The following is a 14,760-nucleotide window of genomic DNA, read 5'->3' as shown; positions in this document are numbered from 1 at the left end:
AACCGGGGCCGCTTGTCGCGTCAGCCCCGGTTCCCGGACGTACTCGTCCTCCTCCGGCGGCGATCACCGGGGGTGGGACGACCCGTCAGCCCACCGGCATGCGCGGGGCGATCCGGCCGCCCGGCGCCGAGCGCTTCCTGGACAGCGGGCCCGGCCACCAGTTCGCGCGTCCGAGCAGCACCATCAGCGCGGGCAGGACGATGATCCGGATCACCACGGCGTCGACCAGGACGGCCACGGCGAGCCCGACGCCCATCTCCTTCATGTCCATGAGGTGGAGCGCCCCGAAGATCGCGAACACCGAGATCATGATGACCGCGGCACTGGTGATCGTCCCGGCCGAGCCCGTGATGCCCTCGGCGACCGCGCGGCGGGTCGGCAGCCCGGCCTGGGCGGCCTCGCGGATCCGGCTGACCAGGAAGACGTGGTAGTCCATGGACAGCCCGAACAGGACCGCGAAGAGGAAGAGCGGGATCCAGGCGACGACCGCGCCGGTGCTGCTGAAGCCGAGCGGCCCCTCCAGCCAGGTGTGCTGGAAGACCAGGACGAGCGCGCCGAACGCGGCCCCGACCGACAGCAGGTTCACCACGATCGCGGTCAGCGCGACGACCACCGAGCGGAACATCACGGCCGTCATCAGGAAGGACAGGCCGAGGACGAACCCGACGACCAGCGGCATCCGGTCGGACAGCTGGGCGCTGAAGTCGACCGAGCCGGCGGGGTCCCCGCCGACCCAGCTCTCGGCCCCGGCGACCTTCCCGACGGTTGCCGGGACGAGGTCGTCCCGCAGCTGCGCGACCGCGTCGCGGGCCTGTCCGCTGTTCATGCCGTAGGGGGTGGCGAGCGTGAGCATCTGGACGCGTCCGTCCGCGGAGGCGCGGATGTCCGGTCGCGGCCCGCGGGTGATGAACAGGCGGTCGCCGTCGGTGCGGGACGCGAGGTCGGTCAGGGCGGCGTGGACCTGACGGGCCTGGTCCGGGGCCGTCCGGACGACGATCTGGTGCTCGGACGACTGGTCCGGGAACGCCGCGACCAGGCGGTCATAGACGCGCAGGGCAGGGATCGCGCGCGGGAGCTGGTCGGTGGTGGTCGGACGCAGCTGCATGTCGAGCGCCGGGGCGGCGAGGGCGAGGAGCGCGACGACGGCCAGGACCAGCGTGATCGCCGGGTGCCGCAGGGCCGGACGCAGCAGCGCGGGCCACAGGCGCGGGTTCTCGCGGGTCGCGGTCAGCCGCCACAGGACCGGGACGCGCGGCCGGTCCACGCGCGGGCCGAGCTTGGCGAGGACGGCGGGCAGCACGGTCACCGAGCCGAGCATGGCGACCGCGACCACGACGATCGCGGCGGTCGCGAGCGAGGTGAAGATCACGTTGCCGGTGAGGAACAGCCCGGCCATCGCGACGATCACCGCGACACCGGAGACCACGACCGCGTGCCCGGAGGTCGCGGCGGCGATCTCGATGGCGTCCCGGTGGCCCGCGCCGCGCATCCGCTCCTCGCGCTCCCGGCGCAGGTAGAACAGCGAGTAGTCGACGCCGACGGCCATCCCCATGAGCATGGTCATGCTGCTCGCCGTGTCGTACATCGGGACGAGGTGGGAGACCAGCATGGTCATCCCGGTCGCGCCCGCGATCGCGGTGATCGCGAGCAGCACCGGGACGCCCGCGGCGATCAGCGCGCCGAACGCCACGATGAGGATCAGCAGCGTCACCGGGAAGCCGATGCCGTCCGCGCGGACCAGGTCCTTCGCGATCAGCTCGGACATGCCCTTGCCGATGGACGCGCCGCCGGTCTGCTCGACGCGCAGGCCAGGGTGCTTCTTCTGCACGTCCGCGGTCCGGTCCAGCAGCGGCTGGACGCGCTCCTTGGCGGTCAGCGGGTCGCCGCCCATGGTCGCCGGGACCATGAGCGCCGCGCCGTCCTTGCTCGGGATGGCCGCGCCCACCTTCGTGACCTGCGGGATCCCGCGCAGGGCCGCGGTCACCTCGGCGGCGGCGGCGCGCGCCTCGGCCTCGGGCAGCGGCCCGGAGCGGGACGTGATCAACACGTTCTCCGTCGCGGGCGGGGTCACGCCGTGGGCGTGCGCGACGCGTCCGGCGGTCCCCGCGTCCCGGGCGGCCTGGTCGAGGTCGGTCGCCTTGTTCGTGCCGAGGGCCCCGCCCAGGACCACGCACGCCACCACGAAGACGATCCACAACCCGATGGCCCGCCAGGGGTGGCCCGCGCTCCAGCGGGCCACCCGCACTGTCACCGATCGCCTGCTCATGAGCGCGGCACCTTTCCGTCCCGTCCGACGACCTTTCCGGCCGGCGAACGTCCTGTTTCAACGACGGTTCGATGTTCGTGCGGCGGGAGCTTCGGGACACTGGGCCAACCTCCTCCTCGGGGGTAGGGGAAAGCCCACCACCGCGATAGGGGGTTCAGGCCCCCTGCCCGGTTCGCGCCTTCCGGGCACAATGAGCGTGTGAAGGGCGGGCAAGTGGACGGCGAGGCGAGCAAGTGAACGGCGAGGGGCACGACCATGCCGGCGTGGCCGGGCTCGCGGTCGCGCGGAGCCTGCTCCAGGCGGTGCTGGCCCAGGTCGCGAACCTGCCGCTGGCGATCCTCCTCGGGGTGTCGCTGGCGCTCGTCCCGATCGGGGTGGGGCTGGCGCTGCTGCCGCCGGTGCTGCTCGCGGTGCGCGGGCTGGCGAACCAGCAGCGGCGCTGGGCGAAGGAGTGGTCGGGGATCGACATCCCGGTCCCGTACCGTCCGCGCCCGGAGGGCGCGACCGGGTTCGGCCGGGTGCGGTGGCTGCTCGGCGACCCGGCGACCTGGCGCGACATGCTCTGGACGCTCGTGAACTCGGTGACCGGCGTGGTGTTCGCCGGGCTGCCCGCCGGGCTGGTCGTGTACGGCCTGGAGGGCGTCCTGGTGGTGCCCTGGCTGTCCGGCCTGCGCTCGTTCGGGTGGGGGCCGTTCTGGCCGCTGGGCGACTACGGCCTGACCGGGGCGCTCGGCTGCCTGCTGCTCGGGTCGGTGCTGGTGCTGCTGGGCTGGCTGGGCGGGCCGCCGATCATGCGGGCGCACGCGATCATCAACCGGTCGATGCTCGGCCCGACCCGGGGACGGCTGGAGGAGCGCGTCCGGGAGCTGACCGAGACCCGGTCGGACACCGTGGACGCGTCCGCCGCCGAACTGCGCCGCATCGAGCGCGACCTGCACGACGGCGCGCAGGCCCGGCTCGTCGCGCTGGCGATGCACATCGGCCTCGCCGAGCAGATGGTGAAGGACGACCCGGACACGGCCGTGCAGCTCCTGGTCGAGGCGCGGGAGGCGAGCGGGACGGCGCTCACCGAGCTGCGCGACCTGGTCCGCGGCATCCACCCGCCGGTGCTCGCCGAGCGCGGCCTGGACGGCGGCGTCCGGGCGCTCGCGATGAGCCTGCCGATGCCGGTCGAGGTGACCGTGGACGTGCCCGGACGGTCCGCTCCCCCGGTCGAGTCCGCCGCGTACTTCGCGGTGGCCGAGATGCTCGCGAACGTGGCCAAGCACGCGGACGCGGAGCGGGCGTGGGTGGACATCCGGCACAATGGCACCGCGCTCGTGATGACCGTCGGGGACGGCGGGCGCGGCGGCGCCGATCCCGCGCGGGGCAGCGGGATCCAGGGCATCACACGCCGCCTGGCGGCCTTCGACGGCACCGTCGCGGTCACCAGCCCCGAAGGTGGGCCGACCGTCGTGACCATGGAGCTGCCGTGCGCGTTGTCATCGCCGAGGACCTAGCCCTGCTGCGGGACGGCCTGATCCGGCTGCTGTCGGCCTACGGGTTCGAGGTGGTCGAGGCCGTGGACAACGGGCCGTCGCTGAAGCGGGCCCTGCTGGCGCACCATCCGGACGTGGCGGTCGTGGACGTCCGGCTGCCCCCGACGTTCACCGACGAGGGGCTGCGGGCGGCGCTGGACGCGCGGCGCGAGATCCCGGGGCTGCCCGTCCTGGTGCTGTCGCAGCACGTGGAGCAGCTGTACTCGCGCGAGCTGCTGTCGGACAGCTCCGGCGGCATCGGCTACCTGCTGAAGGACCGCGTGTCCGACGTGAAGCAGTTCGTGGAGGCGGTGCGGCGCGTCGCGGACGGCGGGACGGCGCTCGACCCGGACGTGGTGGCCCAGCTGCTGACCCGGCGGTCGCGCGAGGAGCCGCTGAAGGCGCTGACGCCGCGCGAGCGCGAGGTGCTGGAGCTGATGGCCGAGGGACGCTCGAACGCCGCCATCGCCGGGAAGATGTTCGTCACCGAGAAGGCCGTCACCAAGCACACCGCGAACATCTTCGCCAAGCTCGGCCTGCCGGTGTCGGAGGACGACAACCGGCGTGTGCTGGCCGTCCTCGCCTACCTGCACGCCTGACGCGCTGGCCTTGCACGCATGACGTGCGGAACGCGCATGCCTCACGCGCGGAACGTGAACGCCTGACGCGCGAGAGGGGCCGTCCCTTCATGGGACGGCCCCTCTTTTTTGCGGGTCGGGGGTTAGCCGACGGTGTAGGAGTAGGGGATCGCGGTCAGGACGTCGCCGCCGGTGTAGATCGCGCCGAGCAGGCCGTTGAACACGCCCACCGGCGAGGTCACCAGGTAGAGCACGCCGTTCACGACCGTGCCGGGCTTGGCGGTCGGCTTGATCGTCACCGACACCTTGCCGCTCTTGCCGGGCTGGACGACGACCGGGGTGCCGTTCGGGGTGAAGTCCCCGGTGATGGCCGTCTTGTACGGGTCACCGGCCGGGGAGGTCACGGTGGCGTCCCACGGCTGGGCCTTCGCCAGGGCGCCGAGCGTGCTGGTGCCGGACGGCGCCGGGCCCGGGAACGGGCCGATCTGCTGGACGTAGCTGAACCAGAACCCGCGCGCGAGGACGTGCCGTCCGCCCGCCTCGCTGACGCGCGCGATCGAGGTCAGGTCGCCCTTCTTCGCCGAGGCGAGGTCGCCGAACACGTCCGGCTGCCCGGACGGGCCCTGCAACTCGACCTGCGCCGGGGTGCTGGACTGCGCGGCCAGCGACAGCGACCGGGTGCCGGGCGGCACCAGGTACGCCGGGACCGACGAGCTCGGCGTGATCGGCAGCGTGATGGTCGGGGACGAGCCGATCGGCGCGAGCGCCACGTCGGCGTAGTCCCGCAGGCGCGGGTTCACCTGCACCGGGACGGGCGCGACCCCGTGGTTGGCGTAGGTGAGGGTGAAGGTCGCGGCCTTCCCGGCGGGCAGCTTCGCGCCCTTCGGGAGGGAGCCGGTGACCTTCACCTGGTCGAATCCGACCGTCCCGGTGAAGTTCTGCGAGATCTCCTTGCCGCTGACCGGGTTGGCGACGATGACCGTCAGCCGCCAGCGTCCGGGCGCCGGGTCGGCCTGCGTCACCTGGAGCGTGCCCGCGGTGACCGGGGTGCCGTCGTCCTTGAAGTCGCGCGCGTTGGACCCGGTGCCGATGAGCTGGCCGTCCGGGTCCACGAGCGCGGCCTGGACCAGGACGTTCGGGTCGCGGGCGAGCTTCAGGGTGACGCCGAGGTCGTGGCGTCCCTTCGGCACGTCGAACGCGTACGTCGAGGTCTGCCCCGGGGTGTAGGCGCGGGCGTTGCCGCCGATGATCGTCCCGCTGAACGTGCCCTTGCCGCCCTTGGTCGGGATCAGCGTCCGGATGACGGCCGGGATCGACCCCGCCTGGCCCGCCGCCGTCCGGAACCAGACGGCCTCGGGGAGGTCGCCGCGGGTGCCGTCGGTCCTGGCGCGGAAGGTGACGCTGCCGGACTGGCCGGGCTTCAGCGTCAGCGAGGACGGGCTGACCGTGCCGCGCGCGACCGCCTTGCCCGCGCTGGTCGCGAACTGCACGGGGCCGCTGTACGACTGCGCGCCGGACTGCGGGCTGTACAGGATCGCGGTCCAGGTCCCGGCGGCCGGGTAGCGGACGTCCACGTAGGCGTGGTTCGCCGACACGTTGGCGCCCTGCGGACGCGAGTTGGCCGCGTACGAGCCGTCCGGGGCGATCAGCGTGAGCCGGACGACCGGGCCGACCAGCGCGCCGTTCGGCTGCGTCGCGTTCACTCCCTGCCAGGCGGTCGAGACGCCCAGCACGTCCGTTCCCTTGGCGACGTTGAACGTCACCTTCTTGTAGGCCCAGGGCGCGCCGTTGGTCGCGTACGGCATGGTCGGCAGCGACGAGGCCTTGAACGGGACGGTCTGCCAGCCGGTCTGCTTCGTGCTGTAGGACCGCGTCCCGAGGTCGACCTTCGTCGGCGTGGCGCCATGGTTGGTGAACGAGATCTTCTTGCTCACCGTCGCGCCGGGCGTGCCGATCAGCGTCGTCTGGGTGAGGTCCGGGACGACGTTCGCCGAGCCCTTGTAGGCGCGGGCGGCGTCCACGGCGGCCTTGACGTCCAGCAGTCCGGCGCCCTGCTCGGGGCCGGGCAGGCCGAGGTCGTGCGCGGTGCCCGTGAGTAGCCGCTTGACCAGCCACGGGGACGGCGACTGGCCGTGGTGCGCGGACCGGAACGCCTGGATGACCAGCGCGGCGGCGCCCGCGGTGATCGGCGCGGACTGGCTCGTCCCGCCGAACGACTGGATCGAGGCCGGCTTGCCGGAGTAGCCGACGCAGCTCTCGTACTTCTCGGGGTCCGGCGTGCACAGCGCCCAGTCGGACTCGCCGGGCGCGACCAGGTCGGGGGTGCGTCCGCCCTGGCTGATGCCGCCGGACGACAGCGCCGAGATGTTGTTGGAGATCCACTTGCCGGGCTTGGCGAAGCGCGCGGCCCCGTACCCGGTCTGCTGGTAGTTCTGGAAGTCGGTGGACGCGCCGGCCGCGATCACGTTCGGGTCGGTGGACGGGCTGCCCTGCGTCCCGCTGATGCCGCCGTCCCCGGTGGAGACGGTGACGGTGATCCCCGCGCGCACGGCGGCGGCGTTGAACAGCCGGATCGTGTCGCGGCTGCCGTCGTCGGGGTACACGTTGGAGCCGAACGACTCGTTCAGCACGTTGACGTGCTTGGTGATCGCGTAGTCGATCGACTGGAGGATGGCCGAGTTCGGCAGCAGCTCGCCGCCGGCCTTCAGCCCGATGATGGACGCGCCGGGCGCCATGCCCAGCACCCGGATGGTGCAGCCCTTCGGGACGTTCTGCGACGGGTGCGCGAAGTCGGACACGTCGTAGGTCATCCGGCCCTGCGCGCCGATCGCGGACGCGTCGCCGAACGCCTCGGCGCCGCCGGACGGCGTGTCCGGGCCCTCGCCGGAGAAGTCCTGGTAGTCGGCGAAGACCTTCTTCCCGTTCGCGCGGACGAAGTCGGGGTTGTTCGGGTCGACGCCGTCGGCGATGTAGGCGACGGTGACGCCCGAGCCGTCGACGCCGTCCTGGTGCGCGAGGGAGGCGCGGGTGGTCGTCAGCGCCTCGGGCTCGAGCAGCGGCCTCTTCGGGTCGGACGGGCAGACCATGGGCGCCAGCGCGGACCGCCCGGACTGCGCCTTCGCCATGCCCTTGACCGGCGTGGTCGGCTTCTGGTTCGGCGTCGGGGGCGCGACCGGCACGTTCGTGTCGGGCACGACGGCCGCGACCGCCGGGTCGTTCGCGAGTGCGACGGCCTGGTCGGCGGAGACGGTCGCGGCGAACGACGGCACGGCCCGGTAGGCGGTGATCTTCGTCCCGCCCGCGTTCCGCACCTTCGCGACGAGGGCGTCCTTCGCGGACGGCGTCCTCAGCAGCACGATCACCCGGGACGGCTTGCCCGCGTCGGGCTTCACCGCCGCGTGGACGGGCGCGGCGGCCTGGGCGGGCGCGGTGACCGCTCCCGCTCCGAGCGCCAGCACCGCCGCGCCCAGCCCGGCGAGCACACTGCTCCGCCGGGTGGGCGCGAACCGCTGGACGGACACGACACGCCGCGCGGCCTTCCGTCGAGGCGATCTCCCATTTCGTAGGGCCATGAGGTCCCTTCACAAGATCCTTCGCGGCCCCGGGCGGGTGAACGCGGCCACGAGAGCGGCGTCCGGTCGGGAGGGCCGGACGTGTCGCCGCGGAGCAAAAGCGGCGAACGTCCGAATATCAACGGATCTTGACGGGTGGGACAAGAGGGAGAAATGCGACGATTGGATCACGCTTGTGTTTGGGACATCCCGGGGAGCCGGATTTCGCCGGGCCGGTAATTCGTGGGGCTAACCTTCACCCCCGGCCCGGCGGCGCCTCGTCAGCGCGCCCAGAGCGGGACGATCTGCTCGCCGACCTTGGGGGCCAGGTCGCAGTCCTCCAGGCTCTCGGGGACGTGGACGAGGCTCCCGGCGGGCGCGGCGACGACGGCCTGGTAGCCGTCCGCGGAGACGACCATCTGGCGGGCGACGCCACCCGGCAGAACGAGGGTGTCGCCGGACGCGACGTCCACGCGGTCGTCGCCAACGGTGAAGGTCGCGGCGCCGCTCAGGCAGGTCCACACCGATTCGTTGTCGAAGACGTGCAGCGGACCGGTCACGCCGGGCACCGCGTCCACCTTCCACACGGCCAGCTTGGACGTGCCGCCCTGGGTGGGCGTGGCGAGGGACGTCATGACGCCGTTCGGAGTCTCGGTGCGGCGGGACTCGGCGTCGCGGATCACGGCCATGGGGGTTCTCCCGGTAAGGTTTAGACAACTGGGTTGTCCATATAGTCAACGAGGTTGTCTTTCATGTCAAGCTACGAGGCCGCCGCACCGGGCTGGGAGCTGCCGCTCCGCCTGCTCCTGGCGTTCCGGACGATCATCGACGAGACGCACGAGGAGCTGGCAAGACAGGGCCATCCGAACATGCGCCCCATGCACGGCTCGGCCTTCCAGGCGATCGGCCCGCACGGCACCACCGCCGTCGAGCTCGGACGCCGGCTCGGCGTCAGCAAGCAGGCCGCGGGCAAGCTCGTGGACACGCTGGAACGGCTCGGCTACGTCGAACGGGCCTCCGACCCGTCCGACGCGCGGCGCAAGCTCGTCCGGCTGACCGGGCACGGCATGGACGCGCTGCGGCTGTCCGCGGAGATCTTCGAGGCCGTCCGGAACCGCTGGGCGGACGAGCTCGGCCACGACCGGATGCGCGCCTTCGAGGCCGACCTGCGCGCGCTGACGCCCGGCGACCTCTGGCGCCTGGACACCCCCGGCTGGTTCGGCGGCTCCTGACGCGGGCGGTGGCGGGACGGGGCGGGCCGTCCGCACCGGAAGTGCACCGGAGCGTGTGAACCGATCTTCCGGACCGGCGCAGCATACGGGGCGGACCAGCGTGATCACGGTGAAACGGTGCGCCGAAGGCCCTTGCCGGGTGCTGTCAGCGCGGTTAACATCGCGGCGACTCTTAGGAAACTTTCCTAAGAATAATTGGATTCCTGTTGGTTCGGGGGCGCGAACTGAACGGAGAATCATGGTCACAGCGGGCCGACGACGGATCCTCGCGATCCTGTCCGCACTCACCGCCGCGGCGGGGCTGACCCTCACCGCGGCGCATCCCTCGGCGGCGGCCGGAGCCGTCACCGCCACCTGCGCCAAGACCTCCGACTGGGGCACGGGCTTCGAGGGCTCGTGCACGATCAGCAACGGCACGTCCGCCTCGATCGGCTCCTGGAAGCTGGAGGGCGACCTGCCGTCCGGGACCGCGATCACCTCGGCCTGGAACACCACGCAGACCCACTCCGGCAGCCATTACACCTTCGTGAACACGTCCTGGAACGGAACCGTCGCGGCGGGCGCGACCACGAGCTTCGGCTTCGACGGCAGCGGCACGGGCTGGTTCTCCGGCTGCACCGTCAACGGCGCGGCGTGCGACGGCTCGGGCACCCCGCCCGGCGGTGGGGACGACACCCAGCCGCCGACCGCTCCGTCCGGCCTCAAGTCGACCGGCAAGACCGACACGACGGTCGGCCTCTCCTGGACGGCCTCGACCGACAACGTCGGCGTCGCGGGCTACGACGTCTACCAGGGGACGACCAAGGCGACCTCGGTGACCAGCACGTCCGCGACCGTCACGGGCCTCACCGCGAAGACCGCGTACAGCTTCACCGTGAAGGCGCGGGACGCCGCGGGGAACGTGTCCGCCGCGTCCGACGCGGTGTCGGTGACGACCGCCGACTCCGGGGGCGGCACCCCGCCGCCCGGGGGCTCGAAGGTCATGGGGTACTTCACCGACTGGGGCATCTACCAGCGGAACTACCACGTCCGGAACATCGACACGAGCGGCACCGCGAGCAAGCTGACGACCATCAACTACGCGTTCGGCAACGTCACCAACGGCCAGTGCGCGGTCGGCGACAGCTACGCCGACTACGACCGCTTCTACGGCGCGGGCGAGAGCGTGGACGGGACGTCCGACACCTGGGACAACGGCGCGCTGCGCGGCAGCTTCCACCAGCTGCAGGAGCTGAAGAAGAAGTACCCGAACCTCAAGGTGATCTGGTCGTTCGGCGGCTGGACCTGGTCCGGCGGCTTCACCCAGGCCGCGCAGAACCCGGCCGCGTTCGCCGACTCCTGCTACAAGCTGCTCAACGACCCGCGCTGGGCGGGCCTGTTCGACGGCATCGACATCGACTGGGAGTACCCGAACGCCTGCGGCCTGAGCTGCGACACCAGCGGCTTCGCGTCCTTCAAGAGCCTGCTGTCGGCGGTGCGCTCGCGGTTCGGCTCGTCCCAGCTGGTGACGGCGGCCATCACGGCGGACGCCACGTCCGGCGGCAAGATGGACGCGGCCGACTACGCGGGCGCGGCGCAGTACGTCGACTGGTACAACGTCATGACCTACGACTACTTCGGCGCGTGGGACGCCAAGGGCCCGACGGCCCCGCACTCCCCGCTGACCTCCTACGACGGCATCCCGATCAAGGAGTTCGACAGCACCGACACGATCGCGAAGCTGAAGGGCCTCGGGATCCCGTCCGGCAAGCTGCTGCTCGGCGTCGGCTTCTACGGACGCGGCTGGACGGGCGTCACGCAGAAGGCCCCCGGCGGCACCGCCACCGGCCCGGCCGCCGGCACCTACGAGCAGGGCATCGAGGACTACCGCGTCCTCAAGACCAAGTGCCCCGCCACCAGCGTGGTCGCCGGGACCGCCTACGGCCTGTGCGGCAGTGACTGGTGGAGCTACGACACCCCGGCGACCATCGGCGGCAAGATGGGCTACGCCAAGTCCCAGGGCCTCGGCGGCGCGTTCTTCTGGGAGATGTCCGGCGACACGGGCAACGGCGAACTCGTCTCCGCCGTCCGCTCGGGACTCGGCTGATCCCTCTCCCCCGGTCGCGGCCCGGCCCTCCCAGAACGGCGTCAGGGCCGCGATCCCACCAGAAGGCCCCCGGTGCCTCCTCCCGCCGGGGGCCTTCGCCCTGCCCTGGGTCACTGGGCGTCGAAGGTGCTCCGGAGTGCCCTCATCAGGCGGTCGACGAGCTGCAGTGGATCGTAGGTGAGGGCGCGGTCGCCCTTGTGGAGCCCGTCCCGATCCCAGCGGGCCTCCGACAGGCGGCTCAGGAGCCACGCCTCGGTCCCCGGCCCGGGCTCGACCGTCCAGGTCAGGAGGCCGGCCGGCAGGTGCACATGCTCGGCGAGCAGAACGGCGTCGAACAGGTCCTTACGCTTGCAGACGGTGTCCTTGACCAGCCAGGCCAGCTTCCAGGCGAGCGACAACTCGGGCGTCGCTCCGAGGACGGTCAGGGGAGCGCCGCCGTCCGGCCTCGGGATCCGCGTGTACTCGGGATCCGCGGGCAGCCTCTCGTCGAGCGCGAAGTCGATCTGAACGGTCCCGTGTCCGGCGCGTCCGGCGTCCCAGGGCAGGATGACGCGGCGGCCCGGCGCCTCGTCGTAGTCCCAGATGTCGTCCCAGGCCGCGCGGCCCGCGTCGATGATCACGGGCGGGACGGGCGAGGTGTTCTCGCGTGACATCCGCGCGGCGGCGTCCACGACGTCCCTCAGGAGGCCCTCTTTGTGGGCGGCCTCCATCCGGAGAGTCTCGGCATAGTATTCGTCCCAGGTCAGGAGGCCCTCGGCGTGGTCGTCCAGGAGGCCCTTGGCGTGGTCGTCGTCCCCGGTCGGGCTGCTCGGGATGACGACGAAGTCCAGGTCGCCCGGCTCGCGTGCGAGGTCGCCGTACCAGGCGCGCAGGAGCGTGCTCCCGCGCAGCACCATGCTGCCGGCCAGGCGGTCGGAACCGGCGATTCCGGCGAGGACGTGGTCCGCCACGCGCGACCGGGCGCGGGAGATGGCCTTCTTCTTGTTCATACCTCGCCTCTCAGAGAAGGTCGAAGGTGGGGCGGAGCGCCTCCATCAGGCGGTCGATGTACGGCTGCGGGACGTCCGGGAGGGCGGGACGGTCCTTGCGGAACTCGTCCCACTCGACGTAGGCCAGGGATTCGCGGAGGCTCTTCTCCGTCACCGGTGCCTCCTTGTAGGAGTCGTCGGCCAGCCCGAAGACCTTCGCCAGCAGGTCCGCGGACAGGGACGCGTGCTCGGCGAGCAGGCACGCGTCGTACAGGTCCTTGCCCTCGGGGTAGATGTCGTTGGCCAGCCAAAGGAGTTTCCAGGCCAGTGACAGCTCGGGCGACGCGGCGAGGACGCGGGCGGAGCCGGAGCCGTCCGCGCGCGGAACGTCGGCGAACTCCGGCTCGGACGGCAGGTGCTCGTTGAACACGAAGTCGACCTGGACGGTGCCCCCCGGAGTGCGCTCGGCGCTCCACGGCAGGACGACGCGGCGCCCCGGCACGCGGTCGTAGGTCCAGATATCGGACCAGACCGCGCCGTCCGCGTGGATGCGGACCTTGTCGGCGCGGGATGCGGCCTCGGCGGCCTGCCCTATGCCTGTCAGCAGGTCGTCCGTGCGTTGCTCACGTACGCCCCATGTCTCTGGGCGGAGCATGAAGTCCAGGTCGCCCGGGTCGCGCGCGGCGTCGCCGTACCAGGCGCGCAGAAGCATGCTGCCGCGCAGCATCAGATTCTCCGACCAGGACGAACCCGCGACGGCCGCCAATACGTGGTCGAGCGCGCGACGGCGTGCCACGAACCAGCGAGCACTGTCGCCCGGGTCACCGAAGCGCGGCTCGCTGGGACGCAGTGCGCGGTTGTGGTGCCTCATCGCCGGGTCGAAGACCGGGATCTGCGCGGCGCCGGGAACCGGGCGGATGGTCGGGGGGAGGGACAGGCGGGAAGCGGTCTCGGCGTCGGGGGCGTCCGCGGGCAGGCGTGCCGTGTGGGGCCATGGGCCGTGGCGCAGGTCGTCCCAGGTCATCAGGGGTCCTCGGGGGTTGCGAAGGTGGGGCGTAGGGCCGCTAGGAGGCGGTCTTTGAAGGGGGTGGGAGACGGCGTGGTGCTCGGCAGTTCCAGGCGGAAGCTGTCCCAGTTCAGGTCGGCGTCGGCCAGGTTGTCCCGCAGGGCGGCCTCGGTCACCGGCGTGGCCTTGGACTCATCGGCGAACTCGTACACCTCCGTCAGCAGGTCGGCGGGCAGCGTGACGCGCTCGGCGAGGAGGCAGGCGTCGTACAGGTCCTTGCCCTGGGGAGGCGCGTCGTTGGTGAGCCAGAGCAGCTTCCAGGCGAGGGACAGCTCGGGCGTCGCGGCGAGGACGGTCGTGGGCGGGCCGCCGTCCGTCCTCGGGATCTCGGTGCGCTTCGGCTCGACGGCCGCGTACTCGCTGAACGCGAAGTCGACCTGGACGTGGCCGTCCCCGGCGTCGCCGGCGTCGTAGAGCAGGACGAGGCGGGCGCCCGGTGCCTCGCCGTACTCCCAGATGTTCTCCCAGTACGCGCCGTCCGCGTCGAAGAGCACCGGTGCGCCCGTCGGCGCGTCCGCGCGGGGTGCTCGCGCGGCGGCCTCCTCGACGCCGCTCAGGATCTGCTCGGCGGGCATGTCGAAGAAGCCGATCGTGTCCGGGACGACGACGAAGTCCAGGTCGCCGGGCTCGCGCGCGTCGTCGCCGTACCAGGCGCGCAGGAGCATGCTGCCGCGCAGCATCAGGTTCTCCGACCATTCCGAACCGGCGATCACGGCGAGGACGTGATCGAGCGCGCACCGTCGCGCCAGGGCCTCGGCGGTGGGGGCGGCGGGAGCCGGTGGCGCCTCGGACCAGGGCTCGTCGTCCCGGGGGGCGGTGGGAGGCCAGGGCGGGGAGGGGGGATTCTTCCGGCTCATCGGGGCTCCTCGGTGATCCAGCCGTCGTCGAGCGACGGGGTGTCGTCGTGCACGACGTACTCGCGCTCGACCTCGACGATCTCGTGGCCGGCCGCGCGCAGGGAGGTGACCAGGGCGTCCAGGCGGGCGGCGGCCGTGGGCGCGCCGACGCGGTGGCAGCGCTGGGTGACGAACCGCTCCGGACGTCCGTCCGGGCGGACGCGCCGGGCGTTGCGGGACAGGTGCGCGCCGTGCGCCACGGCCAGGACGGCGAGCGCGGCGAGGTCGGTCTCCGGGGTGAGCAGCAGCTTCATGTGGTGCTCGAAGTAGGAGCCGAGCGCGTCGCCCTCGGCGTCGGTGCGCGGGACGCCCTCGTTCCAGGGCGCGGCCTCCACCTTGACGCGGACGACCCGGAGGCCGTCGCCGCGCAGGTCGTCGGCCGTGCGGGCGGCCTCGGCCAGGACGGCGTCGCCGGCGCCGGAGCGGCGCAGGCTCAGCATCGGCTGGGACGGGGTCCGCCCGCGGGCGAGTTCGATGAGGGTGAGCTTGAGTCCGCGCGCCGTGGCGGCCTCGCGCGCTCGCGGCGCGTCGGGGGCCGCGACGGTCAGGTGGATCTCGAAATCACCCTTGATGTTCACCTTGTGGAGGGTCGCAGAATTT

The 14,760-nt window shown here is 72.2% G+C and carries 11 protein-coding genes; 4 read left to right on the top strand and 7 right to left on the bottom strand.

All coding sequences use genetic code 11. The annotated features are described in order from the left end of the window. Positions 1 to 85 precede the first annotated feature (85 nt). Positions 86 to 2,266, bottom strand: coding sequence for an MMPL family transporter (locus AB0L06_RS29130; RefSeq protein WP_500234306.1), 2,181 nt, complete (start codon positions 2,264 to 2,266; stop codon positions 86 to 88). 233 nt (positions 2,267 to 2,499) lie between these two features. Between AB0L06_RS29130 and AB0L06_RS29125 the strand changes: the two genes are divergently transcribed. Together AB0L06_RS29125 and AB0L06_RS29120 are read left to right on the top strand one after the other, a co-directional pair. After that, entirely contained in the window at positions 2,500 to 3,765 is a 1,266-nt protein-coding gene (locus AB0L06_RS29125; protein ID WP_500234305.1) for a sensor histidine kinase, read from the top strand. Then, positions 3,738 to 4,382 carry a LuxR C-terminal-related transcriptional regulator gene (locus tag AB0L06_RS29120; RefSeq protein ID WP_500234304.1) on the top strand — a complete coding sequence of 215 codons (645 nt, stop codon included), beginning with the start codon at positions 3,738 to 3,740 and terminating at the stop codon, positions 4,380 to 4,382. The genes AB0L06_RS29125 and AB0L06_RS29120 overlap by 28 nt, the downstream gene beginning before the upstream one ends. A gap of 122 nt (positions 4,383 to 4,504) precedes the next feature. On the opposite strand, the gene AB0L06_RS29115 is transcribed toward AB0L06_RS29120, so the two are convergent. Both AB0L06_RS29115 and AB0L06_RS29110 read right to left on the bottom strand, forming a co-directional pair. Further along, a complete protein-coding gene (locus tag AB0L06_RS29115) occupies positions 4,505 to 7,882 on the bottom strand; it encodes a S8 family peptidase (RefSeq protein WP_500234303.1) in 3,378 nt (1,125 codons plus the stop codon). A 311-nt stretch (positions 7,883 to 8,193) separates the two neighbouring features. Continuing rightward, positions 8,194 to 8,601, bottom strand: a complete 408-nt coding sequence (locus tag AB0L06_RS29110; RefSeq protein WP_500234302.1) for a cupin domain-containing protein — start codon at positions 8,599 to 8,601, stop codon at positions 8,194 to 8,196. Between the two features lie 63 nt (positions 8,602 to 8,664). Here AB0L06_RS29110 and AB0L06_RS29105 point away from each other — a divergent pair, with 63 nt between their 5' ends. Together AB0L06_RS29105 and AB0L06_RS29100 are read left to right on the top strand one after the other, a co-directional pair. Continuing rightward, the gene (locus AB0L06_RS29105; protein WP_500234301.1) at positions 8,665 to 9,144 is read left to right on the top strand and encodes a MarR family winged helix-turn-helix transcriptional regulator; all 480 of its coding nucleotides are present in this window, start codon (positions 8,665 to 8,667) and stop codon (positions 9,142 to 9,144) included. A gap of 238 nt (positions 9,145 to 9,382) precedes the next feature. Further along, entirely contained in the window at positions 9,383 to 11,230 is a 1,848-nt protein-coding gene (locus tag AB0L06_RS29100; protein WP_500234300.1) for a glycosyl hydrolase family 18 protein, read from the top strand. A 110-nt stretch (positions 11,231 to 11,340) separates the two neighbouring features. Here AB0L06_RS29100 and AB0L06_RS29095 read toward each other — a convergent pair whose 3' ends face one another. Genes AB0L06_RS29095 through AB0L06_RS29080 form a run of 4 tightly spaced genes read right to left on the bottom strand, consistent with a single transcriptional unit; the run spans position 11,341 to position 14,738 of the window. Beyond that, positions 11,341 to 12,219, bottom strand: a complete 879-nt coding sequence (locus tag AB0L06_RS29095; protein ID WP_500234299.1) for a nucleotidyl transferase AbiEii/AbiGii toxin family protein — start codon at positions 12,217 to 12,219, stop codon at positions 11,341 to 11,343. A 10-nt stretch (positions 12,220 to 12,229) separates the two neighbouring features. Further along, a complete protein-coding gene (locus tag AB0L06_RS29090; protein ID WP_500234298.1) occupies positions 12,230 to 13,222 on the bottom strand; it encodes a nucleotidyl transferase AbiEii/AbiGii toxin family protein in 993 nt (330 codons plus the stop codon). Continuing rightward, the gene (locus AB0L06_RS29085) at positions 13,222 to 14,121 is read right to left on the bottom strand and encodes a nucleotidyl transferase AbiEii/AbiGii toxin family protein (protein ID WP_500234297.1); all 900 of its coding nucleotides are present in this window, start codon (positions 14,119 to 14,121) and stop codon (positions 13,222 to 13,224) included. Before AB0L06_RS29085 ends, AB0L06_RS29090 begins: the two co-directional genes overlap by 1 nt. Beyond that, positions 14,118 to 14,738, bottom strand: a complete 621-nt coding sequence (locus AB0L06_RS29080; protein ID WP_500234296.1) for a hypothetical protein — start codon at positions 14,736 to 14,738, stop codon at positions 14,118 to 14,120. Before AB0L06_RS29080 ends, AB0L06_RS29085 begins: the two co-directional genes overlap by 4 nt. Positions 14,739 to 14,760 lie beyond the last annotated feature (22 nt).

This window comes from Spirillospora sp. NPDC052269, assembly GCF_040679435.1.
Lineage (GTDB): Bacteria > Actinomycetota > Actinomycetes > Streptosporangiales > Streptosporangiaceae > Spirillospora.
Note: the sequence above shows the minus strand (reverse complement) of the source record. Positions and strands in the feature narration are given on the sequence as shown.